The following is a 26,195-nucleotide window of genomic DNA, read 5'->3' as shown; positions in this document are numbered from 1 at the left end:
TTAAGTCCTTTCTAGCTGCGCTCGCGACGGCCGCGACGATCGTCCTTCTTGGACAGGATCGCGGACGGCTCTTCGCTGTGGTCCTCGACACGGACCGTCATGTGACGGATCACGTCTTCGGACAGGCGCTGGATACGGTCCAGTTCGGCAACGACATCCGCCGGGGCGTCCATGTCGATCAGGCCGTAATGGCCCTTGCGGGACTTGTTGATGCGGTAGGCAAGGTTGCGCAGACCCCAGTATTCGGTCTTGCCGGTCTTGCCGCCCTTCTCTTCGATCAGGGCTTTGGTCTCTTCGATGAGAGATTCCATCTGCGCCGGGGAAATGTCCGGACGCGCAATGAAGATGTGCTCGTAAAGTGCCATGTCGGCTCCCTTCATAAGCGGTTGCGGCGCACACCATGCCGAAGGGTCGGGCAGGTCTGCGGCGGCTCCGAAATCCCTGACCCTGCACCATGCAGGATCGACCGGAAGAACGGACCGCAACCAAGCGAAGCGCGGGCCATACCCGAATTGAATGCACAGCGCAAGGCGCAAGCACCCTTGCGCGCGGCCTCCCGCAGGAGGTATCGAGCGAACCCGAACAGATCGGCCATTTGAGAGTCGGGAAGGGAATACTCCATGAAATTTGCCTTTGTCTTCCCCGGTCAGGGCAGCCAGGCCGTCGGCATGGGCCAGGAACTGGCGGAGCGCTTTGCCAGCGCGAAGGCGGTGCTGGACGAAGTCGATGCGGCGCTGGGCCAGGACCTGTCGGGCCTGATGGCCAACGGTCCCATCGAAGAACTCACCCTCACCGAGAACGCCCAGCCGGCCCTGATGGCCGCCAGCCTGGCCGTCATGGCGGTGCTGAAGAGCGAGTTTGACGTAAACGTCAACGCCGCCGAATTCGTCGCCGGTCACAGTCTTGGCGAATATTCGGCCCTGGCGGCCGCCGGCGCGCTGTCCGTCAGCGATGCCGCGAAACTGCTCAAGCTGCGCGGCCAGGCCATGCAGAAGGCTGTGCCGGTGGGCGAGGGCACGATGGCGGCGCTTCTCGGCGCCGACGAGGATCTGGCGGCACAGGCCGTCGCGGCCGGCGCCCAGGCGGGTGTCTGTGCGATCGCCAACGACAACGCACCGGGCCAGATCGTGATCTCCGGCTCTGTCGCGGCCATCGATGCCGCCATCGCCAAGGCCGGTGAGCTGGGCCTGAAGAAGGCGATGAAACTGCCGGTCTCCGCACCCTTCCATTGTCCGATGATGCAGCCGGCCGCCGATGCGATGGCCGAAGCGCTCGCCGCAGCGACGATCAAGGCGCCCGTCGTGCCGGTGGTCGCCAATGTCACCGCGCGTCCGACCGATGATGTCGAGACGATCCGCCGTCAGCTGGTCGAACAGGTGACCGGCCGCGTGCGCTGGCGCGAAAGCGTGTTGTGGATGGTCGAGGAGGCGGGTATCGGCACGCTGGCCGAGGCCGGTTCGGGCAAGGTGCTCACCACCATGCTCAAGCGCACCACCAAGGACGCCAATGGCGTTGCCCTCAATTCCGCCGACGATCTGGAAGCCTTCGCGGCGGCTCTCAAGGAGAACGCATGATGTTCGATCTTACCGGCAAGACTGCCCTCGTGACCGGTGCCACCGGTGGTCTGGGCAATGCGATTGCCCGCAAGCTGCATGCCCAGGGCGCGACCGTTGCCCTGTCCGGTACGCGCGAAAACGTGCTGCAGGAGCTCGCCGGCGAACTGGGCGAGCGCACCCATGTCCTGCCCTGCAACCTGTCCGACGCCGAAGCCGTCGACGCCCTGCCCAAGCAGGCCGCCGAGGCGATGGGCTCGCTGGACATCCTGGTTGCCAATGCCGGCATCACCAAGGACCAGCTCCTCATGCGCATGAAGGATGAGGACTGGGACACGGTGATGCGCATCAATCTGGAAAGCTATTTCCGCCTGTCCCGTGCCGCCCTGCGCGGCATGATGAAGGCGCGTTGGGGCCGCATCATCGGCATCACCTCCGTGGTCGGTGTCACCGGCAATCCGGGCCAGACGAATTACTGCGCCTCCAAGGCGGGCATGATCGGCTTTTCCAAGTCGCTGGCCCAGGAAGTTGCGGCGCGCGGTGTGACGGTGAATTGTGTCGCGCCGGGCTTCATCGCCTCGCCGATGACCGATGCGCTGACCGACGACCAGAAGGCGGCCATCCTGACGAAAATTCCTGCCGGCGATCTGGGCTCGGGCGACGACATTGCCGCCGCCGTGGTCTATCTCGCCAGTTCCGAAGCCCACTATGTCACCGGCCAGACCGTCCATGTGAATGGCGGTATGGCGATGATCTAGCGGCAAAATCCGAGCCTGCGGACACGGTGTCACATTCTGGCGTCCCGCCATTATGTGTGCTAGGTGCCCGCGCATCTTGGGAAAGCCTTGTAATTGGGCACTTCCCGTCTTCTCCTGCACCGCTATAGTCTCGCGGTGATTCATTATGAGGGTCTGAAATGTCTGACGTTCTCGAGCGCGTTAAGAAAATTGTTGTCGAACATCTCGATGTCGAGGCCGAAAAGGTCACGGAAAACGCGAGCTTCATCGACGACCTGGGCGCTGACAGCCTGGACAATGTCGAACTGGTGATGGCGTTCGAAGAAGAGTTCGACATCGAAATTCCGGATGATGCCGCCGAGCACATCCAGACGGTCGGCGACGCCGTGAAGTTCATCTCCGAGAAGGTGGGCTAACGACCCCTTCATGCGTCGCGTCGTTGTCACAGGTATCGGGCTCGTCACGCCGCTGGGCTGCGGGCGGGAAGTCGTTTGGGAACGTCTTCTCGCCGGTCAGTCGGGGCTGGGTCCGATCGAACATTTCGAAACGGATGATCTGGCCTGCCGGATCGCCGGACTTGTTCCACGCAGCGACGGACGCGGCGGCGGCCGCGAGGGCGATGCCGGGGTGTTCAATCCCGACGACGTCCTGAGCGCCCGCGACCGGCGCCGGGTCGACGATTTCATCCTCTACGGGATTGCCGCCGCCGACGAGGCGATTGCCGACAGCGGCTGGACACCCGGGACGGAAGACGAAAAGCAGCGCACCGGCGTCATGATCGGGTCGGGGATCGGCGGTCTGGAGACCACCTACCAGGCCTCGGTCGATCTGCACGAGAAGGGGCCCCGGCGCCTCTCTCCCTTCATCATTCCTGCCATGCTGATCAATCTGGTCTCCGGCCAGGTGTCGATCCGTCATGGCCTGAAAGGTCCGAACCACGCCGTGGTGACGGCCTGTTCGACCGGCGCCCACGCCATCGGCGATGCGGCCCGCCTGGTCGCCCGCGGCGATGCCGATGTGATGGTGGCCGGCGGTGCCGAAGCCGCCGTGTGCCGTCTGGGCATTGCCGGCTTCGTCGCCTGCAAGGCGCTTTCCACAGGTTTCAACGACACGCCGGAAAAGGCTTCGCGCCCCTATGACGCCGACCGCGACGGTTTCGTCATGGGCGAGGGGGCCGGCATTGTGGTGCTGGAAGACTATGAGCACGCAAAGGCGCGCGGCGCGAAAATCTACGCCGAAGTGAAGGGCTATGGCCTGTCCGGCGATGCCTATCACATCACGGCCCCGGCCGAGGATGGCGATGGCGGTTTCCGCTCCATGTCCGCCGCGCTGAAGGATGCCGGGCTGGAGCCGGGCGATATCGACTATGTCAACGCGCACGGCACCTCGACGCCCCTGGGCGACGAGATCGAGCTGCGGGCCGTCGAACGCCTGTTCGGCGACAGCGCCGACGGGCTGGTCATGTCATCGACCAAATCGGCGATCGGCCACCTCCTGGGCGCGGCCGGCGCGGTCGAGTCGATCTTCTCGATCCTGGCGATCCGCGACGGGGTCTGTCCGCCCACGCTGAACCTGGACAATCCGTCGGTTCAGACCGCGATCAATCTGGCGCCCAAGGCCGCCGTGAAAAAGCCGGTCCGCGCCGCCCTGTCGAACTCTTTCGGATTCGGCGGGACCAACGCGTCCGTGGTATTCGTCGCCGCAGAGTGACGCCTGTCGGGGAAATGTGAATGAGCGAGACGCCTGCGCCGAAGTCCGGGAACGGGCTGGCGAAATTCTTTATCGGATTGCTGGTGGTTCTCATCGTGCTGGCGCTCGGTGCGCTGGGCGCGCTCTATGGCGGCTATAAATGGCTTGAGGCCGAGTTCGCGGAGCCGGGTCCGGCTGCCGAGGAGACCGTTGTTCTCCTGCCGCGCGGCGCCGGGCTGATCCGCATCGCCCAGCAGCTGGAAGACGAGGGTGTGATCACCGATCGACGCATCTTCCGCATTGCCGTCACTCTGGACGAGGGCGACAGGGCGCTGCGAGCCGGCGAGTACCGCATCCCCGCCGGGGCCTCCATGGCCCAGATCTACGAACTCCTGCGCTCCGGCCAGACGGTGCAGCATCCCGTCACCTTCGCGGAAGGGCTGACCAGCGCGATGATCGTCGCCGTGCTCAACGAGGTCGAGGTCCTGACCGGCGAGATCGCCGAGATTCCGGCTGAAGGCACGCTTTTGCCGGAGACCTATCTGGTCACCCGCGGCACGCCGCGTCAGGACGTCATCGACCGCATGGCCGCCGCCCAGACAGCGCTGCTCGACGAGCTGTGGCCGGCCCGCGCGGAGAATCTGCCCTTCGATACGCGCGAGGAGGCGATCATCCTGGCCTCGGTCGTGGAAAAGGAGACGGGTATCGCGTCCGAACGGCCCGAAGTGGCCTCCGTCTTCGTCAACCGGATGCGGCGCGGCATGCGGCTGGAGAGCGATCCGACCATCATTTACGGTATCTCGCAGGGCGAGCCGCTGGGCCGCGGCCTGCGCCGGTCGGAAATCGACAATACCGGAAACGCCTGGAACACCTACCAGATCGCCGGCCTGCCGCCGACGCCGATCGCCAATCCGGGGCGCGAATCCCTGGCCGCCGTGCTCAATCCGGCCGAGACCAGCGCGCTCTTCTTCGTCGCCGACGGTACGGGCGGCCATGTCTTCGCCGACACCTATGCCCAGCACCTGCGCAATGTCGCGCAATGGCGCCGGATCGAGCGCGAGCGCCGCTCGAACGGGGGGCGGTGATGGGCGTGCTCTCCGGCATGACGGGATTTGCCCGCTGCGAAGGCGTGACGGGCGACTGGTGCTGGACCTGGGAGGCGCGCAGCGTCAACGGCAAGGGGCTGGAGGCCCGTTTCCGTTTTCCGCCCGGCCATGACCGTCTGGAAGCCAAGGCGCGCGATCTCGCCAAGGCGCGCTTCACGCGCGGCAATGTGCAGGCGACCCTGACCCTCAAGCGCGATGCGTCCGGTTCCGGACTGGATATCGACACCGCCCGGATCGACGCCCTGCTGGCGGCCGCGGCCCCCTATGTCGAGCGCGGCGTGATCGCCAAGCCGAGTTTCGAGGGGCTGGTGGCGCTCGCCGGTTCGCTGGGCGGTCCGCAGGACCAGACCGCAGACCCGGCGCTGGACTCGGCCCTGCTGGCGGGGCTGGCGGATGCACTCGATGCGCTTCAGGCGGCCCGCCATGATGAAGGCCGTTCGCTCGAGACCGTGCTGAGCGGCCATATCGACACGATCGAACAGCTGACCCGTGAAGCCGCTGCGAGCGCCGCCGTGCGCATCGAAACGATCCGCGACCGGCTGGCGGCCAAGTTTGCCGAGCTGATCGAGGGCGATCTGCCGGAGGACCGGCTGGCCCAGGAAGCCGCCGCGCTCGCCGTGAAGATGGATGTCCGCGAGGAGCTGGACCGTCTGGAGGCGCATATCGCCTCGGCACGCGAGCTTCTGGCGGCCGGCTCGCCGACCGGCCGCAAGCTGGACTTCCTGTCGCAGGAGTTTAATCGCGAAGCGAACACTCTATGCTCCAAGTCTTCCGATTCTTCACTCACGCAGATCGGCTTGGCGATCAAGAACGCCGTCGATCAGTTCAGGGAGCAGGTACAGAATGTCGAGTGACGGCCATTCCGGACCGATTTTCCGCGGCCGCCGCCGGGGTGTTCTTCTGGCGCTGTCCAGCCCGTCGGGCGCGGGCAAGACGACGCTGTCCAAGCGCCTGATTAGCCAGAATCCCGATGTCATTCTGTCCGTCTCGGCAACGACCCGCGATCCGCGTCCCGGCGAGGCCGACGGTCAGGACTATCACTTCATGTCCGTCGACGACTTCAAGGCGAAGGCCGCGAACGGCGAGTTCTTCGAATGGGCGGAAGTCTTCGGCCGCTATTACGGCACGCCGAAGACACCGGTCATGGATGCCGTGGAAGAGGGCCGCGACGTGGTCTTCGACATCGACTGGCAGGGCGCCCGCGCGATCGCCGAACAGGCACCGGAAGACACTGTGCGGGTCTTCATCCTGCCGCCCTCGCTGGCGCTGCTGGAAGAGCGTCTGCGCAAGCGTGGCCAGGATACGCCGGAGATCATCAAGGGCCGCATGGACCGCGCCAAGGACGAGATCTCGCACTGGCACGAATACGACTACATCATCGTCAATGACGACTTCGCCCGCGCACTGGAAAAGCTCAGCCTGATCCTGCACGCCGAACGCCTCAAGCGCACCCGCCATCCCTGGCTCGACGATTTCGTCGACGCGATTATGGACGAGGAATAGGGGCTCAGCCCTTTGCGGCGCGCCAGGCCTCGGCCAGCCGCCGGAACCCGGCCACATCCACCGTTTCCGCCCTTGCACCCGGATCGATACCGGCTGCAGTGAGCAGGTCTTCCGCGCTCGCGCCTGTCTGTCCGGCGGCCTGGGCCAGGCTGCGGCGCAGCGTCTTGCGGCGCTGGCCAAAGGCCGAGGCGGTGACAATGCCCAGCGCCTCGACATCGGCGAAGCGCTTGTCCTCCGGCAGCGGATCCAGCACCACGACAGCGCTGTCCACCTTGGGCGGCGGAGTGAAGGCCCGTGCGGGCACTTTCAGCCCCATACGGACGTCACAGCGCGCCTGGGAGATCACGGCGAGACGGCCATAGGCCTTCGTGCCCGGCGCCGCGACGACGCGGTCGGCGACTTCGCGCTGGAACATCAGCACCGCGCGCGACCACCAGACCGGCTCCGCTTCGAGCCATTTGATCAGCAACAGCGTGCCGACATTATAGGGCAGGTTGGACAGGATGATCCGCGCGCCGTCACGCGGCAGGCTGGCATCCTCGTCGACCTTCAGCGCATCGGCCTCGATGATGTCGAGACGGCCGCCACTGGCCGTACCGATCTCGCCCAGCGCGCCCAGGAAGCGGCTGTCCTTCTCGATCACGGTCAGGGTTTTTGCGCCCGCGGTCAGGATGGCGCGGGTCAAGCCGCCAGGCCCGGGCCCGATCTCGACGGCGTGGGCCGCCGACATGTCGCCGGCCAGGCTGGCGATCTTGCCGGTCAGGTTGAGATCCAGCAGGAAGTGCTGGCCGAACGCCTTGTTGGCACCCAGACCATGGGCGGCGATGACATCGCGCAGCGGGGGCAGGGCGTCGAGGCTCATCCGCGGTGCTCCGCTATCTCTGCGGCCTGGCGGATCGCCGCGATCAGGCTGTCGGGACGCGCCACGCCCTGACCGGCAATCGCGAAGGCGGTGCCGTGATCCGGCGAGGTCCGCACGATGGGCAGGCCCAGCGTGATGTTCACCCCGCCATGGAAATCCAGCGTCTTCACCGGGATCAGCCCCTGATCGTGATAGAGGCAGACGGCGGCGTCGTACTGCGCCCGCGCCTCGGCATGAAACATCGTGTCCGGCGGCAGGGCGTCGGTGATGTCGATTCCCTCGGCGCGCAGGGCGGCGGCGGCCGGATTGACGATCTCGATTTCCTCGCGGCCCAGCGCCCCGCCTTCGCCTGCATGCGGGTTGAGACCCGCGAGGGCCAGCCGCGGAGCGGCAATCCCGAAATCGCGGATGAGGGCGTGATGGGTCAGACGGGCAATCCTGGCGATCCGCTCGGCCGTCAGCGCCACGAGGGCGTCACGCAGGGAGAGGTGGATGGTCGCCAGCACCACGCGCAGTCCGCCGCCGGACAGCATCATGGCGGGGCCGCGCGGGCCCTCGACGGGCGCCTCGGCGGTCAGTTCGGCGAGATATTCGGTGTGACCGGGAAAGCTGAAGCCGGCCTCGTAGAGCACGGCCTTGGAGATCGGCGCGGTCACCAGGGCCGAGGCCTTGCCGTCGCGGCACAGGGCTACGCCGGTCTCGATTGCGGATGTGACCGCGCGCGCATGCGCTGCATCGGGCTGGCCGGGCGTGACCGGCCCGGAACAGGTGTGCGGTGTAGCGAGAACGGCGAGGCGGTCTGCCGGAAGCGGGGCGTCCGGTGCATCGACAATAGCCGGCCCCGGAAGGCCGAGGCGGGCAGCGGTGCCGGCGAAAACCCCCGGATCGCCAAGGGCGAGCAGCGGAATGGATGTGCCCAGCTCTTTGCGGGCCTTCAGGATGATCTCGGGGCCGATCCCGGCCGGATCACCCATCGAAACGACGATGGGTGAGCGCGGTGTCATCACTCGCGGATCTCGATGGTCGCGTCGCGGCGCAGATCGCGCAGCCAGCGGCGCGAGAGCAGCGACAATTGCTGACCGCGCAGCTGCGATTCAACATCGTCGCGGCTGGGAACGCCGGGGCCGGTGATGGCGCGGTCGCAGACGATCAGCGCTGTCAGGCCGGCCGGTGTATCGATCACTCCGGTGTTCTCGCCGGCATCGAGCGGCTCCAGCGCCTGGCGGATCTCGTCGCGCATGGCATCGGCACCGATACTGCCGAGCGGCGTGTGGATGGCACCGTCGATCCGCTCGGCAATGGCTTCGCTGGCCTCACATTGCGGATTGTCCCGAAGCGCGCGCTCAAGGCGATTGCGTGTGTCGTCGCTCGCGGCACTCTGGGGGACGGTGATCTGGACGAGATCGTATTGTAGCGAGGTCGTGCCGTCGCGCACGGAGACCAGTGCAATGACCATGAAGCCACCCGGCACCTGGACAGGATTGGACAGGGCGCCACGGCCACCGGACTGTTCGAACTGCCGGCGCATCTGCGGCATGATGGCGGCGACTTCCGGCTGCAGTTCGGACAGGGCGACCCAGCCGATCTCGCCATTGGCGGCGGCCGAGCTCGCATCGGAAAACTGCCGTGCCAGTTCCGGGAAGGATGCGCCCTGCTGCAGCTGGTTCATGACTGCGATCACGCGTTGCAGCGTGGCCTGCTCCTGACCAGGACGGCGCACCTCGAAGAACATCTCGTAGATGTAGAATTGCGGCTGGGAGGCGCTGGCGACCAGACGGTCCAGTGCCAGCTCGATCTGTTGTTCGGAAATCCGGATGCGCGAGCCATAGCGGCCATTGACCAGGATCTGCCAGGCGATTTCCGCTTCGATCTGGCTGCGCAGGGTCGAGGCATCGATGCCCGAATTTTGCAGATCGGCCAGGATTTCGTCGATCGTCGCATTGTTGCGGCTGGCAAGGTCGAGAAGGGCGTTATTGATCTCCGCGTCCTCGATCTCGATTTCATACTCCCGCGCTGCCTGCATCTGCAGGTGCTCGTCGACCAGGCCGCGCAGGGCTTCGTCCTGCACCCGCGCCAGCGTCTGCTCGTCGATTTGCGACATGCGGGAGGTCGAGATGATCAGACGCATCCGGTTGCGCACATCGACCGTGGTGATCGGTTCGTCATTGACGAGCGCAGCAACCCCCTCCGTCGTCTGGGCGTGTGCACCACCGGCAAGCACCATGGCAGGCAACACCGTCAGAGCGGCAAACAGGGCGAAAACGAGGTTCTTGGCGGTCATAAGCAATCGCATTTCGGTTCGGCGCGGAACATTACTCAAACTCGGCAGGGGCGCAATCACGGGACACCGTTACTGTTCGGGATCCAGGCTGCCCAGGGTGAAGAGGGTAATCCGGAACTGGATCGATTCCGAGGGGCCCAGGCTCTCGATTCCCAGATTCTCGCGCTGATAGACAATCTCGAACTGGGTGCACTCGTCACGATACATGAAGCCGGTCTCCTCGCGGCGCGAGAGATCGAGGTCGATGTCGCGGGTCATGCGGGCCACTGCACTCCAGCGGTCGGTCAGGCGCACCAGAAAATCGGCGCGCAGTTCACGCTGCGGCCCGCGGGTGGCAGCGTCGTCGCTGGTGTCCAGATATCCCAGCATGGCCCTGAACCGGTCGCCGCTGTAGCGTGTCGAGATCTGCAAGGTGTTGACGTCGTAATCGTCCGTGTCGAGGCGGGTCTGGATCTCGGCGGAGAACTGGGCAATGTCGATTTCGCCGGCAACGACATAGTCGGAGCTTTCTTCGAACAGTCCGCTGGTCGGGCCGAAGGCGGGATCCCCGTCCAGACGCTCGCTGCGGCCGGCGAAGGCGCGGAAGCGGCCGGTTTCGCCCCAGAAGGCGGTGGCACGAAGGCCGTAGCTGGCTCGCGTGCCTTCTTCCCAGATATCATAGCCGGACGCACGGACCGGCTCGAACAGCATGCTCTCGTCCAGATCGGTCGACAGCGTGTCCTCGTTGAGAATGCGGGTGCGCTCCGGATCGTCGGACGCGGCGACCAGCGACAGGACCGGCTCTATGATCCAGTCCACCTGTTCGCCTGCACGATAAAAGGGCCAGCTGAATTCCGTGCCCACGAGGCCGAGTGCGCGTGTGAAATTGTCGGTGTCGTCCTGGCCGGCCGCCACTGGCAGGTCGGCAAGGTTGTAATAGTCTACACGGCCCAGCGCGAAGGGCTCGACCACCACGCCGCCGGGGGCGATCCAGCGCGTGCGCCAGTCGGCCGTTGCGCTGCCTCGCGTGTAGTCCGAGCCGGCTTCGCGGGTCAGATGCACCACATTGCCGTTCAGCGAAACGCGCCCCCAGCCATCGGGCGCATCGACGATCTGTGTCACATCGATCTGCGGCGCCAGATCCGGCAGGGTGTCGTCATTGACGTTGGTCCGCAGCGATTGATAGGTCGCCGCCAGCACCGACCCGTAGCGGTGCCGGGTCCGGTTTTCCACGAAGAGCTGGCTGACCAGCTGCCGGTTCACCGCCTCGATCGGCTGACCCAGATCCTTGGCGCGTTCGGAAAAATCATAGCGGCGCAGATGAAGGTCGTCCGAGGCACGCTGGATGCCGAAACCCCAGCGCCAGTCTTCGTTGATCTCGAACCGGCCGCCGCCGAACACATGCCAGCGCCACTCTTCCTCGCCGAAGCGTTCGCCATCGCTGTCGATTTCCGCTTCGCGCGTCAGGCTGGCCTCGAATTCGGTAAAGCCCGACCAGAAGCGCTTGCGGTATTCGGTGTAGAGCAGCGGGTTCACATTGGTCATCACGCGCGGCGCGATGACGATGTCCTGCGATGGCGACAGCGACCAGTAATAGGGCTGCTGATAGACGAAACCGAGCCGCGAGGAGACGCCGATCTTGGGGAAGAGAAAGCCCGAGCGCCGCTCCGACGACGGGTCGGCATGCGCAAAGACCGGGGCGTAGAGCACCGGCACGCCGAGAACTTCCAGCCGCGCATCGCGGTAATAGATCATCTGCTCTTCGGCATTCTGGTGCACCTGGCGGGCCCGCAGGCGCCAGGTCGGATTGCCTTCGCCGTTCTCGCACAGTTCGCACGCCGTATAATAGGCATCGCGCAGCGTCATCGAGGCATTCTCGTCGCGGATCGCCGAGGCGGCCGCAACGCGGCCATTACGTTCCAGCCTGGATGCAAAGCCCAGCGCAATACCCGAGGACAGGGCCGAATCGAGCTCGACCTCGTCGGCATATTGCGGGTAGGGGCCCTGGCCGATGATCACAACATGACCGCGGGCGATCACGCGATTGCTTTCGGGGTGGTATTCCAGCTCGTCCGCCATCAGGGTGCGGTCCTGCTGGCGCACACGCACATTTCCGCGCGCGACGTATCCGCCCTCGGCGAGATCGTCGATCCGGTCGGCTTCCAGGTAGATGGGCGGGTCCGACGGTTCCGGCGTCTGCGCCAGCGCCTGGGCAGGAGCTGCCATCGCCAGCGCCGTCGTGCTCAACAAAACTGCCGCGAGGCGGCGAACCTGTGACGCCATGCGCGTCATCCCCTTGATCTGTCCCGAACCCCGGCCGAACGGATCGAACCTGACTAGCCGAACCCGCCGCCCGCGTCCATGCCGTCAGCCGTCTTCGGTCGACGCGATATAGGTCAGCGCCATCAGCGCAGTGATCGCCGGTGCGGCCCAGGCGGCCGTCAGCGGCGGCAGGGCGCCCGTCGCCCCGAAGGAGCTGAGGACTTCCTGGAAGAAGAACATCACGAAGCCGGCCAGCCCGCCGACCAGCGCAAAGGCGGCCGCTCCGCCCAGCCGGTGCAGGCGCAGTGTTGCGGCAGCAGCGATCAGCGTTGCCGCCAGCAGTGTCAGGGGCAGGGCCAGCAGGCCGTGCCAGCGCAGCTCGTAGCGCGCGGTCGCCAGGCCGGCATCGCGCGCCGTGGCAATCAGGCCCGGCAGGTCCCAGAAGGACACGCCCTGCGGCGAGCGGGCCCGTTCGAACAGGGCCTGGCGGTTGATCTGGGTGGGCAGGGTGATCATGCCCAGTTCCAGCGCGCTTTCATTGGGAATGCGCTCGATCGCGCCGGAGACCTCCCAGAACCCGTCCATCAGCTGCGCAGTCGCCCCGTCGATCCGGCGCTCCAGACTGGGCACGCCCTCATCGTTCAGCGAGAAGTGATAGAAGGTCGGGCGCCGGACTTCCCGGCGGTTCTCCTCCAGCGCCATGGCCGAGATCACCGTGAAGCCGTCGGCCGTGGTCTCGCGCAGCCAGACCGGCTCTTCCACACCCGGCGTCTGGCGCACATTCATCAGCGCATCGCGGCGGCGCTGGAATTCGGCATTGCCGGCGGCCGCCAGCGGGTTGAGCGCCGTCGCGCCGATCACGCCGGCCACGACGGCAAACAGCATCGGCGCCGTCAGGATCCGCCAGGCCGACATGCCCGAGGCGCGCATCACGATCAGTTCGGAGCGGCGGTTCAGGCGGAAGAGCGAAGTCAGGATGCCGAACAGGAAGATGAAGGGCAGGGTGGTTTCCAGCAGCAGCGGCGTCTTCAGGAGAGTCAGGCCCAGAAGGTCGAGCGTCGACACATCGACCCGCGTGCCGATGGCGCGGGATTGTTCGACGAAATCGACCAGCACGATCACCGTGGTGATGGTCAGCAGAGCGAGGCCCAGCCCGCTCAGCGTCTGGGTCAGCATGTAGCGATTGAGACGGCCGCCGGTCATGCCGTCACCTCCGCACCCGCGAGGGAGGCCGTCTCGGCGGGCGGGTGTTTGGGCCGGCGGCGCGCGGGCCAGTAGATCACGGCGATGGCCCCGGCAATACCGGCCAGCGGAATGATGTACTGCATGGCATTCATCGCGCTGTCGTCGGCGCTGGCCGACTGCACGCCGAAGCCGACCAGGCGCATCGTCATGCCGGCCGCCACGGCGATCATCACGCGCCGCGAATGGCCCATGCGCGAGTGATCGCCGGCCAGGAAGGCGGCTGCGGCGATCAGCGCGAAGGCGATGTTGTAGAGCGGCGCGGACAGGCGGTAGTGCGCCTCGGCCCAGGCCCGTTCGGGACCGCCGGTGCGCGCGATCGTGCCGGCATCGGGCCAGATCAGCTCGTGCAGGAAGCGGTCGCTTTCCTTGAAGAACATGGCGTCGACCGGGCCGATGAACTCGCCGAGATCGAATTCGGTGCGGTCGAAGGAGCCGTAGAACAGCTCGCCGGCCTCGTCGATCTGCTGGCGATTGCCGTCGATCAGCACCATGACGGAGCGGTCGTCGGTGCGCACCACCACGCCTTCGCGCGCGGTCAGGGTCGACTGTTCCTCGCCGCGGGTATCGTCGATCAGGATGTCCTGCATGCGGCCGGACCGGTCGCGGTCGCGGGCATAGATGGTCACCCCGTCGCCCAGCTGGGTGAAGGCGCCGGGTGTGATCAGGCTGGCGGCGACGTCCGAGCGCAGTTCGTGCAGCGAGCGGCGCATTTCGCGATAGGAAACCGGCTGCAGGAAGAGATTGAAGGCGAGATTGGCGATCATCACATAGACCGCCAGGCGCAGCACCGGCGTGATCATGCCGAACCGGCCGAGACCCGAGGCCTGCGTCACCACCAGCTCGCTGTCGCCGGACAGCCGGTTCAGCGTCGACAGGACGGCGACGAACAGCGCGAGCGGGACCAGAAGGGCGGTCAGATGCGGCAGCGCCAGCAGCGTGATCTTGATGAAGGTCAGTGCAGTTTCCGAATAGCCGGAGACCAGATCGACATTCGACAGCGACTGCGTCAGCAGCGCCAGTGCAGCGAAGGCCCCGACCGCGGTCAGGAAGGGCCAGAGCAATTGCTTGAAGAAATACCGCTGAACGAGAATCATGATCCGGCTTGTGCTGCGCGATCCGCCTTCTATCTCACGTCGTGATCGGATACCACTTCCGCGACATATGTTTTTGCGCCCGGATGACATGTCCGGGCCTTCGCCACACCGGAGAGGGAAGCCATGAAAATCGAATTCGCCGCTGCCGCCAGCACATCCGGAGCGATCGCCGTGCCGGTCTATGACGGTGCGAGCCTGTCGGCTGCTGCCGAGACGCTGGACGGCGCGACCTCGGGTGCCGTGAAGCGGGCCGTGGCGGCTTCGCGTTTCTCCGGCAAGCCGGGCCAGACGCTCGAAATCGTCGCGCCGTCGGGTGTCGAGAACAGCCGTATCGTGCTGTTCGGCCTGGGCGAGAAGGACAAGCGCTCGGCCTCGACGCTGGAAAAGGCCGGTGCGGCCGTGGCCAAACTGCTGCTGAGCAGCGGCGAGACGAAAGTCGCCGTCGCGCTCAATGGCGAGACCGATGCGGAAGGCGCGGCCCGCGCTGCGCTGGGTGCCCGTCTGGCGGCCTATCGCTACGACCAGTTCCGCACCAAGCTTAAGGACGACCAGAAGCCCTCGCTGGAGACCGTCTCCATCGTGGTCGACGACACGTCTGCGGCTGACGCGGAATGGGCAAGCTGGGGCGCTGTGGCCGACGGGGTCGACCTGGCGCGCGATGTCACCAATCTGCCGCCGAACGTGCTGAACCCGGAAACCTACGCCAAGAAGATCGAGGGCCTGGCCGAATTCGGTCTCGAGATCGAGATCCTCGACGAAGTCCACATGACCGAGCTGGGCATGGGCGCGCTTCTGGGGGTCGGCCAGGGGTCAGAGTTCGAGAGCAAGATCGCCATCATGAAATGGAATGGCGGCAAGGAGGGCGATGCGCCGCTGCTCTTCGTCGGCAAGGGCCTGACCTTCGACAGTGGCGGTATCTCGCTGAAGCCGGGTGCCGGCATGGACGAGATGCGCGGCGACATGGGCGGTTCGGCCGCCGTGGTCGGCCTGATGCGCGCGCTCGCCGGCCGCAAGGCGAACGTCAATGCCATCGGCATTGTCGGCCTGGTCGAGAACATGCCCGACGGCAATGCCCAGCGTCCGGGCGATATCGTCACCTCCATGTCCGGCCAGACGATCGAGATCCTCAACACCGATGCGGAAGGCCGTCTCGTGCTGGCCGATGTGCTCTGGTATTCCCAGGACCGGTTCAAGCCGAAGCTGATCATCGACCTGGCGACCCTGACCGGCGCCATGCTGATCGCGCTGGGCAATACCCGCGCCGGCATTTTCACCAATTCCGACGAGATCGCCGATCACCTGTCCAAGGCGGGCAATGACAGCGACGAGCCGGTGTGGCGGATGCCGCTGGGCCCGGACTACGAAAAGCACATCGAGACCAAGAATGCCGACATCAAAAATGTCGGCGAAGGCCGCCTGGCCGGCTCGATCTCGGCCGCGGAATTCCTCAAATGCTTCGTCAATGAGCGCCCGTGGTGCCATATCGACATTGCCGGCACGGCGATGGGCGGCATGAGCCCGAAGGACGATCCGCGCCAGCCGAGCTGGGGCACCGGCTGGGGCGTGCGCATCCTCGACCGCTTCGTGCGCGACAATCACGAGGGCTAGGCCCGGCTTTCATGTCATCCCGGATGGATGCCCGGCCTTGTGCCGGGCGGAAGTCCGGGACCTGTACGCCCGCACTTTGACCAGCTGACGCCGGCAGCGGAGCCACGCTTTCCCAGGTCCGGCGGTTATGGGTCCCGGCCCTGCTGCCCGCCTGTGCGGGCCAGAAGCTTGCGCCCGCGTAAGCGGGGGGCCGGGATGACACCGGCATTGTTATACTGTCCACTGGACCCCGGGTTCAGATGCAGGAGAGGGCGATGAGCGGCGAACTCTGGTTCTACCATCTGGAACGTTCCGCCCTGGAAGACGTTCTTCCCGAACTGCTGGAAAAGACCCTCGCGCGGGGCTGGCGGGCGCTGGTGCGTTCGCCGGACGCGCGGCGTCTGGAAGCCCTGGACCAGTGGCTGTGGAGCTGGCGAGACGACAGTTTCACGCCGCACGGCCAGGCGGGGGCGGGGCAGGAAGCGCGACAGCCCATCCTGCTGGCCGAGGACGAAGCCAATCCCAACGGCGCCCAGTGCCTTTTCCTGCTCGACGGAGCCGAACCGGAGAATCCGGACGGTTTCGAACGGATGATCGTCATGTTCGACGGGCATGACGAGGCCTCGGTCCAGGACGCCCGCGCGCTCTGGAAGAAGGCGGCCGCCGACGGACGCACCGTGTCCTACTGGCGCCAGTCGCCCGAGGGCAGATGGGAGAAGAAGGCATGAAACACGCACTCCTCGCCGCGCTCGCCGCCCTGGCCGTTACCGCCTGTTCCAGCGGGGGCAGCGGGATGGGCCCGTCCGGCCCGGCCCTGCCGCCGCCGGATGTGGACGGGGATAGCGATGCCGCTGCGCCGGACACCAGCCCCTGCGGGGCCGCCCAGATGGGCTATCTCGTCGGCCAGCAGGTCGAGGAGGTCGATCTGGCCAGCCTGTCCGGCCATGTCCGCCTGATTTATCCCGACACCGCCATCACCGAGGACTATCGCCCGTCGCGCCTCAACCTTGACCTGGCCGAATCGGGCGTCATTCTACGGCCCTGGTGTGGCTGATCCGGTCGAGTAGCGTGCGATGAAAACCCGTCTTTCCCTGCTGATTGCCTGTTTTGTGGCGGGCTGTGCCCTGACAACCCGCGGCGGTGAAACACCGGCCCCCGCACCCTATCCCGAGATCGCCGAGACCCCGTCGGCAGACACAGGCAACGCCGCGCCGGCCCTGCCGCCGCTGGAAGATGCCGGCGATGTCGATGCCAATCCCGTACGCCCGCCGATCACCGGCGATTGCGGTATGGAAGACCTGCAGCACTTTGTCGGCGAACCGCGGGTCAATGTCCCGCGCAATGCCATGCCGGAAAACTACCGCGTTGTGGGCCCGAACACGCCGGTGACGATGGACTACCGCCCCGACCGGCTGACCATTCGCGTCAATGAAAGCGACATCGTCGAAAGCATGGCCTGCGGCTGATCCGGGCCGGCTTTGAACCCGTGAGCCGCGGCGCTATGATCCTCCTGGCCAGGACCGGGGGGATATCATGGCTTTGCTTCACACACTGATTGCGTCGGCAGCCCTGATGGGCGCGCAGGCCGACGACACGCCGATCACCGGGCGCACCGAGGAAGTCGAAATCCGCTACAGCCGGCAGGACGGCCAGAACCGCTGGCAGGCGGACGAGCTGGGCGGCACCTGGTCGGGCATGGGCTCCTATCGCAACCTGTTCGGCGTCTCCGAACGCCGCCGCACCCGCGCCGACCTCACCGTGACCGGCGGCAGTTTCGGCGAGGTGCCGCTGGAGATTTCCTGTTCCGGCGGGGAGAGCGAGCTGCGCCTGGCCTGGATCACCTTCGACAGGCAGGACCTCGTCTATTCGTGCAGCTTCACCCGCAATGGCGAAGCGCTGGACAGCCGTTTCGAGCTGGCGCTGCAGCGGCGCGGCCTGATGGGTATGGGGCGTAATGAGCGCGCCGGCGAATTCCATCACAACGGCACCACGTTGACTTTCGAGACCCAGCGCCTGTCCGGCATGGCCTTCCCGTCCGGCCGCGTGCCGGGCTATGTCATCCGGCATGACGGCGTGGATGTCGGCGGCATGGATTACGGCGTGATGCAGTCGCGCATGTATCTGCCCGGCGAGGACGACACGCTGCGCGAACCGGTCACGCTCGCCGCCATCGTGCTCGCCCTCTTCTTCGACCCGGCCAACATGCCGGACTAGGGCGCGCTCCGGCTCTTACGGATGAAACAGGTGGTGCACCCGTGTGGCCTGCCAGTTGGCGATGGGCAGGGTGAGGGCGGCGAGTTCGTGGGCGATGTCGCGGGCGGTTTCCAGCGCATCGTCGCGCGTGATCTCGACATCGTCGAATTCCGGCGGCTCATGGCTGTCCGGATCGGCCGGGGCCAGCGCATCGACATGCATCACTTCGGGCGCATGGGTGGGCACTTCCTGGCGGAAATCGCCGCCGCGCGGATGCGTGCGCGCGCGCATCTTGCGCACCTGGGCCAGCGAGATCGGGGCCGCAACCGGCGGATCGATCTTCATGCCGCACCTCCCGCCCGGCACACGCCGCCCCGTCCGCTCACGCAGACCGGTTCACCGTTCACGGGGCTCGACAGGCACCTCGGCTGATTTCGGGTAATATTGTATAAATCGACCCTTAAGGATCGATTAACCGGATAGATGTCTGGCGCAACAAGGGGTTAGCGCGAGCGCTACTCCGCCTGTGCCGTCTCCAGCGCTTCGGCGGCTTCCAGCCAGTTGAGTTCGGCGGTGTCGAGGAGGTCGACGGCTTTGGCCCGCTTGATCTGGAGTTCGGTGGCGGTCTTGGGGTCTTTTTCGTAGAGGCCGGGGGCGGCGAGGCCCTTGTCGATGATCTCGATCACGCCGCGCAGGCGTTCGGCTTCCTTTTCCCAGCGGGCGGCAGCGGCCTTCAGCGGTTTCAGCGTCTCGCGCAGCGAGGCCTTGTCGCGGCGGCGCTGCGACTTCTCGTCGGCCGGCGCAGGCTTCTTGCCCCGGGCGTCGCGGGCGACGCGGCCCAGCAGGGACTGGCGATAGGTCTCGATATCGTCGTCATAGGGCGTCACCGTGCCGTCGCCGACCACCCAGAGCCGGTCGACACAGCTTTCGATGATGTGGCGGTCGTGGGTGATCAGCACCACGGCGCCCTCATAGGCATTGATGGCGTTGATCAGCTCGGCGCGGCTGTCCATGTCCAGGTGGTTGGTCGGCTCGTCGAGGATGAGCAGGTGCGGGCCGCCGAACGTGATCAGGTTGAACAGGAGGCGCGCCTTCTCGCCGCCGGAGAGGTTTTTTGCCGGCGTTTCCTGGCGGTCGCCGGGCAGGCCGAACCGGGCCAGGCGCGCGCGGCGCTGGGCCTCGGTGGCGTCCTCCATCAGTTCGATCACGTGCTGATAGGCCGACATGTCCGGCGACAGATCGTCGATCTGGTGCTGGGCGAAGAAGGCGATCTCCAGCTTCTTGTGTTTTCTCAGATGGCCCGAGAGCGGTTCCAGCCGGTCATTGAGCAATTTGGCCAGGGTCGACTTGCCCGCGCCATTGCGGCCGAGAATGCCGATCCGGTCCTCGGTGTCGATATTCAGGCTGATATCGCGCAGCACCGGCTTGCCCGGCTCATAGCCCACCGACACGTCCAGCATGCGCACGATGGGCGGCGCCATGCGGCGCTGCGGATTGGGGAAGTCGAAGGGGGCGACCGGGTCTTCCACCTGGGTGGCGACAACCTGCATCTTCTCCAGCCGCTTCACCCGCGACTGGGCCTGTTTCGCCTTCGAGGCCTTGGCCTTGAACCGGTCGACAAAGCTTTGCAGGTGGCGGCGCTCGGCCTCCTGCTTTTCCACCAGCTTCATCTGCAGGCGCTGTTTCTCGGCCAGCGCCTTTTCGAAATCATCATAGCCGCCTTCATAGACGGACAGCTTGCCCTGTTTCAGGTGGGCGATCTTCTGCATCGCGCCGTTCAGGAGGTCGCGGTCGTGCGAGATCACCAGGGCGGCGCCGGGGAAGGTTTTCAGATAGCTCTGCAGCCACATCACGCCTTCCAGGTCGAGATAATTGGTCGGCTCGTCGAGCAGGAGGAGATCGGGGCGGGCGAACAGGGTGGCTGCCAGCGCGACGCGCATGCGCCAGCCGCCGGAGAATTCGCGGCAGGGGCGCTGCTGTTCCTCGCCGGTAAAGCCCAGACCCGACAGGATCGAGCCGGCGCGGGCCTCCGCCGTGTGCGACTCGATATCGGCCAGCCGTGTCTGGATCTCGGCGATCCGGTCGGGATCCGTCGCCGTTTCCGCTTCGGCGAGCAGGGCGGCGCGCTCGCTATCGGCGGCCAGCACCACGTCCATCAGCGTTTCCTCGCCGCCGGGCGCTTCCTGGGCGACCGAGCCGACGCGTACGCCTTTTTGCACACGCACATCGCCGCTTTCCGCGACGGCTTCGCCGCGGATCAGCCGGAACAGGGTCGACTTGCCCGTACCGTTCCGCCCGACCAGACCCATCTTGGCCTTGGCCGGCAGGAAGAGCGTCGCCTGGTCGAACAGCATCCGGCCTTCGATGCGATAGGTGAGGTCATTGATGTGCAACATGGGAAGGCCGTTAGCGCGGAGCGGCGAACCGATCAATCCGGAAAGGCTGATGGGTGGGGTTCGCACAGACGCATTTCCAACAAGCGCATTTCTCCCGGAAGCGCGTCAGCGCTGTCCGGGACCAACGGGAGACACATCGCTTGAGGTCTGGTCCGGTAGATCCCGGCTCTCCCGCCCGCCTGCGCGGGCGTCCCGCCGGGAGAAGCAAAAAGGTATTTCAAACTCACCTGCTCCGGATTTATGCCGGGGCCGGGGGAAATGAGAAACCTGGGAAAACCGCTTCACCGCACCCCTTGCTGGAATGTCTCTGCCGCGCGGCTTGTGGCCTGGCGCAAGCGCCGCTATAAGCCGCGCGAATCCCAGAGGCCGGTTTGCCCGGACAGTCACAAAAGTCTTCGAGGACCTTTCCCATGGCGCTGCAACGCACCTTCTCCATCATCAAGCCCGACGCCACCAAGCGTAACCTGACCGGCAAGATCATCGCCAAGTTCGAGGAGGCCGGCCTGCGCGTCGTCGCGTCCAAGCGCATCCACATGACCCGCGAGCAGGCCGAAGGCTTCTACGCGGTGCACAAGGAGCGTCCCTTCTTCGGTGAACTGGTCGACTTCATGATCTCCGAACCGGTCGTCGTGCAGGTGCTGGAAGGCGAAGACGCCATTGCCAAGAACCGCGAAGTGATGGGCGCCACCAATCCGGCCGAAGCCGCCGAAGGCACCATCCGCAAGGAATTCGCCCTGTCGATCGGCGAAAACTCCGTGCACGGTTCCGACGCGCCGGAAACCGCTGCCGAAGAGATCAAGTTCTTCTTCTCCGACGACGAGATCGTCGGCTAAGCCGGACTTTCCTATCAGACTGCAGGACAGGGCCCGGCGCGATCGCCGGGCCCTTTCTTTTTGTCCGCCGCTTTTTGTCCCTGCGGCATTGATACGGGCAGCCGCGCCTCCTACCTGCGCTTCACGTTGCGCGCGGGGAGACAGTATGGACATGGCCCTCTATCTCAGCCTGGTCGGCTTTGTCGTCGCCATGTCGGCCACGCCGGGCCCCAACAATCTCATGCTGATGTCCTCCTCGGCGCTGTTCGGCGTGCGCCGCACCGTGCCGCATTTCCTGGGCGTGCAGATCGGCTTCAACCTGTTGCTGGTTGCGGCCGTGTTCGGCCTGGGCACACTCGTGGCCCGCTATCCGGTAGCGCTGGATGTGGTGAAGGTGGGCGGATCGCTGTGGCTGGCCTGGATGGCCTTCGCCTTCGTGCGGGCCGGGCTGGCGCGTCCGGCCGAGCCGGGCGACGCCAAGGCGCCCAGGCGCCGCTCGCGGCCCTTCCGCACCTGGGAGGCGGCGCTCTTCCAGTGGGTCAATCCGAAAGCGCTTTTGATGACGGTCTCGACGGCCGGCGCCTATATCGCCCTGGCCGACACGGCGGGCGAGCGGGCGATGCTGTTCATGGCGACCTTCCTGCTCTTCGGTGCGCCCTGCGGGCTGATGTGGCTGCTGGCGGGCGGCGTGATCAATCGCTTCCTGACCGATCGCCGCCACGCCCGCATCCTCAATTTCGCGATCGCGCTTCTCCTGCTCGCCACGATCGCCATCATCCTGAAAGGCTAGCCGTCGAGCGCGGTGCGGACCTGCGCGACCAGCTGGTTCAGAACGACATCCTCCGGTCCGCGCAGGACGGGGAAGTCGAGGGCGACGTCCGGTGTCACCGGATGTGACTCCAATGTACCGTTTATGCGTACGATATGGGCCTTGGGATAACCCACTATGATGCCGGTACGGGGCAGGGTGAACTGCTCCATCGCGCCATAGGTGGTGGCCATGTCGGCCGTCGTCTCGCCGGTCACGACACCGAATCCGTAGTCCTGGACCTGCGCCGCCACGGCCACCGCATTGGAGAAGCTGTAGCGGTTGACCAGCACATAGACCTGTCCCTCGAACCGGTCTCCCTCCGGGCGCGGCTGAGCGTAGGGCAGGTCGATCTCCACCGTCTCGCCCGGCGCATGCGCCGCAAACAGGTTAGCATAGGTCGCCGACATGCCGCCTCCACCCTCCGGCAGCGTGTCCAGGCGGGCCTGGTTGGCCGCGGTCGTCTCCTCGCTGACCCGGACGGTGAAGCGCGAGGCAAAGCGGAAGGGCCGGTCCGCGATCCAGGCCATGACCGGATCGGAGAAGGAATTGTCGCCACCGGGATTGTCGCGCAGATCGAGGATCAGCGCTTCCGCGCCGGCAGCCTGGAAGTCGTTGAAACTGTTATCGACAAACGCGGCGAAGCCCGTCGTATCCCAGACATTCCCGTCCGGCTCGGTATTGTAGAACGGCCCCGGGCGCAGATAGGCGATATCGCTGCCGATCATGCGGGCCTCGCGGCCATCGAGACTGAAAGGCTGTTCGCCCGCTTCAGCCCGCGCCAGTGCGTCACCGCTCAGGAAGGGCAGGACGAGGGTTTCCACCGATCCGTCGGCATGACGCACCTCGAGCGTGACCTCGGTCATCTCCGGCCATTCCAGCCAGACCAGGCCGCGCAGATAGGTTTCCAGCAAGGTGTGCGCAAAGCGCGGCGTCTCGGCCGACAGGTGCCGGGTGAGGGCCGGGATCCAGACCGTGTTCGGCTGGCCGTTGAAGGCGAGAATTTCATCGCCCGGCGCCAGGCCTTCAAGGGCCGCCGCCCGTGTCTCCACGAAGACGCGGCCTTCGCGGATCGAGATCGTCAGCGGCAGGACGCGGCCGCCAGCCGCGCGGAAGGCGCCATAGGCCTCCATCGGGAAGTCGATACGCGCATGGGCATGACGGGCCAGCGCGGTGAATTCCTGGAACTCCCGCCGGATATCGAGGCGGGTCATCGGCCGGTCGAAACCGGCCCGCATTTCCTCGTGCCGCTGGTCGAATACGGCCTGTGGCGTGACGGCAAACAGGTCGAAATGCGCCGCGCGCAAGCCGGCATAAAGCTGGTCGAAATCGGCGCGGACCACGTCGGCCTCATAGACTGTGTCCGGCGTCGGGGCCTGTGCGGCGATCGGTGCCGCGACGGCTGTCATCAGTGCGGTGCAAAGGGTCAGGCTCTTGAGCATCCCGGTCTCCCGTGTCTTCTTTCAGGTGGGGCTGCCCGGACACTGGGGGCGCCGCCTGACAAAAGGCCATGACCCAATCTTCCTGATGGTCTGACCTTTTTCTGACCGGGGCAAGGGGACTGTAAAATCAATGAAGTACGGCAGGGCATTCAAGCTCGCAGACTGGCGTGTCGAACCGCGGGCCGGCCGGATTAGCGGTCCCGGCGGCAGCCAGGATGTCGAGCCGAAAGTGATGGACCTGCTGTGCCTGCTCGCCGAAGCCGAAGGCGATGTGGTGTCGCGCGAGACGATCGCCGAACGCATCTGGCCCGGCGTCACGGTCAATGACGATGCGCTTGGCCGCTGTGTCTGGAAATTGCGGCGGGCTCTGGGCGATCCGGCGCGTTCGCCGCGCTATGTTGCGACCGTACCCAAGCGCGGCTATCGCCTGCTGGTGCCGGCCGAGCCGGAAAGCCTGCCGGCGCCGGTGCGGGCGGTTCCCGCCTGGGTGCGCGGCGTCGTGGGAGCGCTGGTGCTGCTGGCAGCCTTTCCGGTCTTCTGGCTGGTGCGCGACCGTATCGCTCCGCCCGGTGCACCCGCGGATCGTGCTGAAAGCCTGACCGATCGCGCGGACGATTTCTACTACCAGTTCCAGCCCGGCGATAATGATGCCGCCATGCGGCTCTACGAGGCCGCGCTGGCGCTTGAGCCCGACAGTCCGCGGGCGCTCGCCGGGCTTGCCAACACGATCACCCAGCGCGTCATCCGCGCCCGGCCGGACGACTGGCCCGGTGAGGCCGGGCAGTCGCGGATCGGTGCGGCGCTGGCGTCCGGTCAGACACGCGAAACCGCGGCCGCCCGTCAGCTGGAACGGGCTGAAGCTCTCGCGCGGCAGGCCATAGCTTCGAACCCTGAATACCCGCTGGGCTACCGGGCGCTGGGACTGGCCCTGTCGGCGCAGGGCGATCTCGACGGCGCGATCGAGGCGCACAACCGCGCCCTGACGCTCGACCCGGATGCCTGGGAAGCCTGGGTTAACCTGTCGGACCTCCACGCTCTCAAGGGCGAGGCCGATCTGGCGCTGACCTATCTGGAGCGAGCCTATGAGGCGATGAGCCGGGTCTATGACGAACAGACCGTGTTGATCCGGCCCTGGTACAGCCCGACCGGGCTGAGCATCGCGCGCGGCCATGCCCTGCGTGAGGATCCCGTGACCGCCGAACTCTGGTATCGCCGCGTGCTCTACTGGGACCCCTATAACCGCGCCGCCACCACCGAACTCGCTGCCCTGCTGCGGGAAACCGGCGATCCGGCCGCGGCCGACGCGCTGTGCGCGGAAGGCGCCGCCCGGACCGGCGATCCGGAGCTCTGTGCAGCCTCTGAAAACTAGCTGTCCGGTGCCGGTTTCTGGCGCATGGCCTTGGTTTGCGAGCGGCGGGCCTTGGCTTCTTTCTGCTTGCGGATGGAGGAGAGTGACGGGCGGGCCTTCTTGCGCGGCTTGGGCGGGGTGAGGGCGCGTTCGATCAGCACGCGCAGGCGCTCGCGGGCCTCGGCCCGGTTACGGTCCTGGGATCGCTGGTTCTCCGCCCGGATCACCAGGACGCCCTCGCGGGTCATGCGCGAGCCGGCCAGCCGGACAAGCCGCTGCTTCACACCCGGTTCGAGGCTCGAACGGGCGACATCGAAGCGCAACTGGACGGCGCTCTCGGTCTTGTTGACGTGCTGGCCGCCCGGGCCCGAGGCGCGCAGGAAGCGTTCCTCGATTTCGCTCTCGTCGATGCTCAGCGTGTCGGTGATGCGCATGGAACCGCTCGCCTCCTTTCCTGCGACGTGTTTCGGCGCTGCGCACGGAAAGGGCAAGACGAAGAAATGCAATTGCGACACATTCGCAATAATGCTATCCGGAGACCATGACACACTCCATCGAAATCCCACCTGCTGCGGCCCGCGCCGCGGCAGGCCAGTCCGCCCCGGATAGCGGGCGTTTCTCCGGTTCCGGTGCCAGGTCCTATGATGCGCGTATCCGGCGTCTCGTGCCGGGTTATTCGGTGCTGCAGGAACTGATCGCACCCGTCCTGGCGGCGCGGATTGGACGCGGCGCGGCATCCATCCTGCTGAGCGGGGCGGGCACCGGCGCCGAACTCTCCGAACTGGCCTTCCAGTCGACGAAATGGTGTTTCACCGCTGTCGATCCATCGCCCGACATGCTGGCCATTGCCGGCCGCCGGGCGGAAATGCTGGGCTGTCTGGAACAGGTCGACTTCCGCATCAGCACACTGGGTGAGTACGCACCGCTGCACCGGCATGATGCAGCGCTGAGCGTTCTGGTCGCCCACTTCCTGCCCGACAATGGCGAGAAGGCGCGCTATTTTGCCGATCTGGCCGACCGTGTCCGGCCCGGCGCACCGCTGATCCTGGCCGATCTCGGACTGTTGTTCGAGGACGCAGCGCGTCCGGCTTTCAGTCACTGGATCGAGTCGGTTGCGCCCGATCCCTCGCTCGCAGCGCGGACCGTGGAGCGGATGGCTGCCGACTTTCACCCGGTCAGCGAAGCCCGTCTGACGGAATTGCTTGAAACTGCGGGCTTCGCCCCGCCGGTCCGCTTCTTTCAGGCACTCGATATCGCCGGCTATCTGACGCAAAGGCGCTGAGCGTCGGCGGCGGCCG

General features: G+C 66.1%; 27 protein-coding genes. 16 read left to right on the top strand and 11 right to left on the bottom strand.

What is annotated here, in order from left to right; all coding sequences use genetic code 11:
- Nucleotides 1-11: 11 nt before the first annotated feature.
- Nucleotides 12-365, bottom strand: coding sequence for a 30S ribosomal protein S6 (rpsF, locus tag JJ918_RS05380; RefSeq protein WP_291884275.1), 354 nt, complete (start codon nt 363-365; stop codon nt 12-14).
- 255 nt (nt 366-620) lie between these two features.
- Between rpsF and fabD the strand changes: the two genes are divergently transcribed.
- The 7 genes from fabD (at nt 621) to gmk (ending at nt 6,588) form a co-directional block, all read left to right on the top strand.
- On the top strand, nt 621-1,574 hold the full coding sequence (gene fabD / locus JJ918_RS05375; RefSeq protein WP_291884274.1) for an ACP S-malonyltransferase: 954 nt from the start codon (nt 621-623) through the stop codon (nt 1,572-1,574).
- Nucleotides 1,574-2,311, top strand: a complete 738-nt coding sequence (gene fabG, locus JJ918_RS05370; RefSeq protein ID WP_367277651.1) for a 3-oxoacyl-[acyl-carrier-protein] reductase — start codon at nt 1,574-1,576, stop codon at nt 2,309-2,311. Before fabD ends, fabG begins: the two co-directional genes overlap by 1 nt.
- Nucleotides 2,312-2,469: 158 nt before the next feature.
- Nucleotides 2,470-2,706 carry an acyl carrier protein gene (locus JJ918_RS05365; RefSeq protein WP_271187710.1) on the top strand — a complete coding sequence of 79 codons (237 nt, stop codon included), beginning with the start codon at nt 2,470-2,472 and terminating at the stop codon, nt 2,704-2,706.
- 10 nt (nt 2,707-2,716) lie between these two features.
- Nucleotides 2,717-4,000 (top strand): beta-ketoacyl-ACP synthase II, encoded by a 1,284-nt coding sequence (fabF, locus tag JJ918_RS05360; protein ID WP_291884273.1) that lies wholly within the window; start codon nt 2,717-2,719, stop codon nt 3,998-4,000.
- A gap of 20 nt (nt 4,001-4,020) precedes the next feature.
- Nucleotides 4,021-5,064: an endolytic transglycosylase MltG gene (gene mltG / locus JJ918_RS05355; protein WP_291884272.1), complete on the top strand. Its 1,044-nt coding sequence runs from the start codon at nt 4,021-4,023 to the stop codon at nt 5,062-5,064.
- Nucleotides 5,064-5,939, top strand: a complete 876-nt coding sequence (locus JJ918_RS05350; RefSeq protein ID WP_291884271.1) for a YicC/YloC family endoribonuclease — start codon at nt 5,064-5,066, stop codon at nt 5,937-5,939. Before mltG ends, JJ918_RS05350 begins: the two co-directional genes overlap by 1 nt.
- Nucleotides 5,929-6,588, top strand: coding sequence for a guanylate kinase (gene gmk / locus JJ918_RS05345; RefSeq protein ID WP_291884270.1), 660 nt, complete (start codon nt 5,929-5,931; stop codon nt 6,586-6,588). The genes JJ918_RS05350 and gmk overlap by 11 nt, the downstream gene beginning before the upstream one ends.
- A gap of 4 nt (nt 6,589-6,592) precedes the next feature.
- Here gmk and rsmA read toward each other — a convergent pair whose 3' ends face one another.
- The 6 genes from rsmA to lptF form a co-directional block, all read right to left on the bottom strand.
- The gene (gene rsmA / locus JJ918_RS05340) at nt 6,593-7,450 is read right to left on the bottom strand and encodes a 16S rRNA (adenine(1518)-N(6)/adenine(1519)-N(6))-dimethyltransferase RsmA (RefSeq protein ID WP_291884267.1); all 858 of its coding nucleotides are present in this window, start codon (nt 7,448-7,450) and stop codon (nt 6,593-6,595) included.
- Entirely contained in the window at nt 7,447-8,454 is a 1,008-nt protein-coding gene (gene pdxA, locus JJ918_RS05335; RefSeq protein ID WP_291884265.1) for a 4-hydroxythreonine-4-phosphate dehydrogenase PdxA, read from the bottom strand. The genes rsmA and pdxA overlap by 4 nt, the downstream gene beginning before the upstream one ends.
- Nucleotides 8,454-9,731: a peptidylprolyl isomerase gene (locus tag JJ918_RS05330; RefSeq protein WP_291884262.1), complete on the bottom strand. Its 1,278-nt coding sequence runs from the start codon at nt 9,729-9,731 to the stop codon at nt 8,454-8,456. The genes pdxA and JJ918_RS05330 overlap by 1 nt, the downstream gene beginning before the upstream one ends.
- A 69-nt stretch (nt 9,732-9,800) precedes the next feature.
- Nucleotides 9,801-11,993 carry an LPS assembly protein LptD gene (locus JJ918_RS05325; protein ID WP_291884259.1) on the bottom strand — a complete coding sequence of 731 codons (2,193 nt, stop codon included), beginning with the start codon at nt 11,991-11,993 and terminating at the stop codon, nt 9,801-9,803.
- 84 nt (nt 11,994-12,077) lie between these two features.
- On the bottom strand, nt 12,078-13,175 hold the full coding sequence (locus JJ918_RS05320) for an LptF/LptG family permease (RefSeq protein ID WP_291884256.1): 1,098 nt from the start codon (nt 13,173-13,175) through the stop codon (nt 12,078-12,080).
- Nucleotides 13,172-14,311, bottom strand: coding sequence for an LPS export ABC transporter permease LptF (gene lptF, locus JJ918_RS05315; RefSeq protein ID WP_291884253.1), 1,140 nt, complete (start codon nt 14,309-14,311; stop codon nt 13,172-13,174). The genes JJ918_RS05320 and lptF overlap by 4 nt, the downstream gene beginning before the upstream one ends.
- A gap of 123 nt (nt 14,312-14,434) precedes the next feature.
- Here lptF and JJ918_RS05310 point away from each other — a divergent pair, with 123 nt between their 5' ends.
- The 5 genes from JJ918_RS05310 to JJ918_RS05290 all read left to right on the top strand — a co-directional run bounded on the left by JJ918_RS05310 (nt 14,435) and on the right by JJ918_RS05290 (nt 18,112).
- Nucleotides 14,435-15,919: a leucyl aminopeptidase gene (locus tag JJ918_RS05310; RefSeq protein WP_291884251.1), complete on the top strand. Its 1,485-nt coding sequence runs from the start codon at nt 14,435-14,437 to the stop codon at nt 15,917-15,919.
- 254 nt (nt 15,920-16,173) lie between these two features.
- On the top strand, nt 16,174-16,626 hold the full coding sequence (locus tag JJ918_RS05305; protein WP_291884248.1) for a DNA polymerase III subunit chi: 453 nt from the start codon (nt 16,174-16,176) through the stop codon (nt 16,624-16,626).
- The gene (locus JJ918_RS05300) at nt 16,623-16,952 is read left to right on the top strand and encodes an I78 family peptidase inhibitor (RefSeq protein ID WP_291884245.1); all 330 of its coding nucleotides are present in this window, start codon (nt 16,623-16,625) and stop codon (nt 16,950-16,952) included. The genes JJ918_RS05305 and JJ918_RS05300 overlap by 4 nt, the downstream gene beginning before the upstream one ends.
- Nucleotides 16,953-16,971: 19 nt before the next feature.
- A complete protein-coding gene (locus JJ918_RS05295) occupies nt 16,972-17,364 on the top strand; it encodes an I78 family peptidase inhibitor (protein ID WP_291884243.1) in 393 nt (130 codons plus the stop codon).
- Nucleotides 17,365-17,431: 67 nt separating this feature from the next.
- Nucleotides 17,432-18,112 (top strand): hypothetical protein, encoded by a 681-nt coding sequence (locus JJ918_RS05290; RefSeq protein ID WP_291884240.1) that lies wholly within the window; start codon nt 17,432-17,434, stop codon nt 18,110-18,112.
- A 15-nt stretch (nt 18,113-18,127) separates the two neighbouring features.
- On the opposite strand, the gene JJ918_RS05285 is transcribed toward JJ918_RS05290, so the two are convergent.
- Together JJ918_RS05285 and JJ918_RS05280 are read right to left on the bottom strand one after the other, a co-directional pair.
- Nucleotides 18,128-18,436, bottom strand: a complete 309-nt coding sequence (locus tag JJ918_RS05285; RefSeq protein WP_291884239.1) for a hypothetical protein — start codon at nt 18,434-18,436, stop codon at nt 18,128-18,130.
- Nucleotides 18,437-18,606: 170 nt separating this feature from the next.
- Nucleotides 18,607-20,487 carry an ABC-F family ATP-binding cassette domain-containing protein gene (locus tag JJ918_RS05280; protein WP_291884237.1) on the bottom strand — a complete coding sequence of 627 codons (1,881 nt, stop codon included), beginning with the start codon at nt 20,485-20,487 and terminating at the stop codon, nt 18,607-18,609.
- Nucleotides 20,488-20,897: 410 nt separating this feature from the next.
- Between JJ918_RS05280 and ndk the strand changes: the two genes are divergently transcribed.
- Both ndk and JJ918_RS05270 read left to right on the top strand, forming a co-directional pair.
- Nucleotides 20,898-21,320: a nucleoside-diphosphate kinase gene (gene ndk, locus JJ918_RS05275; protein WP_271187692.1), complete on the top strand. Its 423-nt coding sequence runs from the start codon at nt 20,898-20,900 to the stop codon at nt 21,318-21,320.
- Between the two features lie 151 nt (nt 21,321-21,471).
- Complete coding sequence (locus tag JJ918_RS05270) at nt 21,472-22,089, top strand: LysE family translocator (RefSeq protein ID WP_291884232.1); 618 nt, start codon at nt 21,472-21,474, stop codon at nt 22,087-22,089.
- On the opposite strand, the gene JJ918_RS05265 is transcribed toward JJ918_RS05270, so the two are convergent.
- Complete coding sequence (locus tag JJ918_RS05265; protein ID WP_291884230.1) at nt 22,086-23,549, bottom strand: S41 family peptidase; 1,464 nt, start codon at nt 23,547-23,549, stop codon at nt 22,086-22,088. The genes JJ918_RS05270 and JJ918_RS05265 overlap by 4 nt on opposite strands.
- Nucleotides 23,550-23,679: 130 nt before the next feature.
- Here JJ918_RS05265 and JJ918_RS05260 point away from each other — a divergent pair, with 130 nt between their 5' ends.
- On the top strand, nt 23,680-24,918 hold the full coding sequence (locus JJ918_RS05260; RefSeq protein ID WP_291884227.1) for a tetratricopeptide repeat protein: 1,239 nt from the start codon (nt 23,680-23,682) through the stop codon (nt 24,916-24,918).
- Here the strand turns inward: JJ918_RS05260 and arfB are convergent.
- Nucleotides 24,915-25,331: an alternative ribosome rescue aminoacyl-tRNA hydrolase ArfB gene (arfB, locus tag JJ918_RS05255; RefSeq protein WP_367277642.1), complete on the bottom strand. Its 417-nt coding sequence runs from the start codon at nt 25,329-25,331 to the stop codon at nt 24,915-24,917. The genes JJ918_RS05260 and arfB overlap by 4 nt on opposite strands.
- 107 nt (nt 25,332-25,438) lie before the next feature.
- Here arfB and JJ918_RS05250 point away from each other — a divergent pair, with 107 nt between their 5' ends.
- The gene (locus tag JJ918_RS05250) at nt 25,439-26,179 is read left to right on the top strand and encodes a class I SAM-dependent methyltransferase (protein WP_291884225.1); all 741 of its coding nucleotides are present in this window, start codon (nt 25,439-25,441) and stop codon (nt 26,177-26,179) included.
- Nucleotides 26,180-26,195 lie beyond the last annotated feature (16 nt).

Origin of the sequence: Maricaulis sp. (assembly GCF_017642925.1) — a bacterium.
GTDB lineage: Bacteria > Pseudomonadota > Alphaproteobacteria > Caulobacterales > Maricaulaceae > Maricaulis.
This window is presented reverse-complemented; position numbering and strand designations above follow the sequence as displayed.

Excerpts from the sequence above, each read along its gene's own strand:
- rpsF (WP_291884275.1), bottom strand. The coding sequence starts at position 365 with ATGGCACTTTACGAGCACATCTTCATTGCGCGTCCGGACATTTCCCCG.
- fabD (WP_291884274.1), top strand. The coding sequence starts at position 621 with ATGAAATTTGCCTTTGTCTTCCCCGGTCAGGGCAGCCAGGCCGTCGGC.
- fabG (WP_367277651.1), top strand. The coding sequence starts at position 1,574 with ATGTTCGATCTTACCGGCAAGACTGCCCTCGTGACCGGTGCCACCGGT.
- JJ918_RS05365 (WP_271187710.1), top strand. The coding sequence starts at position 2,470 with ATGTCTGACGTTCTCGAGCGCGTTAAGAAAATTGTTGTCGAACATCTC.
- fabF (WP_291884273.1), top strand. The coding sequence starts at position 2,717 with ATGCGTCGCGTCGTTGTCACAGGTATCGGGCTCGTCACGCCGCTGGGC.
- mltG (WP_291884272.1), top strand. The coding sequence starts at position 4,021 with ATGAGCGAGACGCCTGCGCCGAAGTCCGGGAACGGGCTGGCGAAATTC.
- JJ918_RS05350 (WP_291884271.1), top strand. The coding sequence starts at position 5,064 with ATGGGCGTGCTCTCCGGCATGACGGGATTTGCCCGCTGCGAAGGCGTG.
- gmk (WP_291884270.1), top strand. The coding sequence starts at position 5,929 with ATGTCGAGTGACGGCCATTCCGGACCGATTTTCCGCGGCCGCCGCCGG.
- rsmA (WP_291884267.1), bottom strand. The coding sequence starts at position 7,450 with ATGAGCCTCGACGCCCTGCCCCCGCTGCGCGATGTCATCGCCGCCCAT.
- pdxA (WP_291884265.1), bottom strand. The coding sequence starts at position 8,454 with ATGACACCGCGCTCACCCATCGTCGTTTCGATGGGTGATCCGGCCGGG.
- JJ918_RS05330 (WP_291884262.1), bottom strand. The coding sequence starts at position 9,731 with ATGACCGCCAAGAACCTCGTTTTCGCCCTGTTTGCCGCTCTGACGGTG.
- JJ918_RS05325 (WP_291884259.1), bottom strand. The coding sequence starts at position 11,993 with ATGGCGTCACAGGTTCGCCGCCTCGCGGCAGTTTTGTTGAGCACGACG.
- JJ918_RS05320 (WP_291884256.1), bottom strand. The coding sequence starts at position 13,175 with ATGACCGGCGGCCGTCTCAATCGCTACATGCTGACCCAGACGCTGAGC.
- lptF (WP_291884253.1), bottom strand. The coding sequence starts at position 14,311 with ATGATTCTCGTTCAGCGGTATTTCTTCAAGCAATTGCTCTGGCCCTTC.
- JJ918_RS05310 (WP_291884251.1), top strand. The coding sequence starts at position 14,435 with ATGAAAATCGAATTCGCCGCTGCCGCCAGCACATCCGGAGCGATCGCC.
- JJ918_RS05305 (WP_291884248.1), top strand. The coding sequence starts at position 16,174 with ATGAGCGGCGAACTCTGGTTCTACCATCTGGAACGTTCCGCCCTGGAA.
- JJ918_RS05300 (WP_291884245.1), top strand. The coding sequence starts at position 16,623 with ATGAAACACGCACTCCTCGCCGCGCTCGCCGCCCTGGCCGTTACCGCC.
- JJ918_RS05295 (WP_291884243.1), top strand. The coding sequence starts at position 16,972 with ATGAAAACCCGTCTTTCCCTGCTGATTGCCTGTTTTGTGGCGGGCTGT.
- JJ918_RS05290 (WP_291884240.1), top strand. The coding sequence starts at position 17,432 with ATGGCTTTGCTTCACACACTGATTGCGTCGGCAGCCCTGATGGGCGCG.
- JJ918_RS05285 (WP_291884239.1), bottom strand. The coding sequence starts at position 18,436 with ATGAAGATCGATCCGCCGGTTGCGGCCCCGATCTCGCTGGCCCAGGTG.
- JJ918_RS05280 (WP_291884237.1), bottom strand. The coding sequence starts at position 20,487 with ATGTTGCACATCAATGACCTCACCTATCGCATCGAAGGCCGGATGCTG.
- ndk (WP_271187692.1), top strand. The coding sequence starts at position 20,898 with ATGGCGCTGCAACGCACCTTCTCCATCATCAAGCCCGACGCCACCAAG.
- JJ918_RS05270 (WP_291884232.1), top strand. The coding sequence starts at position 21,472 with ATGGCCCTCTATCTCAGCCTGGTCGGCTTTGTCGTCGCCATGTCGGCC.
- JJ918_RS05265 (WP_291884230.1), bottom strand. The coding sequence starts at position 23,549 with ATGCTCAAGAGCCTGACCCTTTGCACCGCACTGATGACAGCCGTCGCG.
- JJ918_RS05260 (WP_291884227.1), top strand. The coding sequence starts at position 23,680 with ATGAAGTACGGCAGGGCATTCAAGCTCGCAGACTGGCGTGTCGAACCG.
- arfB (WP_367277642.1), bottom strand. The coding sequence starts at position 25,331 with ATGCGCATCACCGACACGCTGAGCATCGACGAGAGCGAAATCGAGGAA.
- JJ918_RS05250 (WP_291884225.1), top strand. The coding sequence starts at position 25,439 with ATGACACACTCCATCGAAATCCCACCTGCTGCGGCCCGCGCCGCGGCA.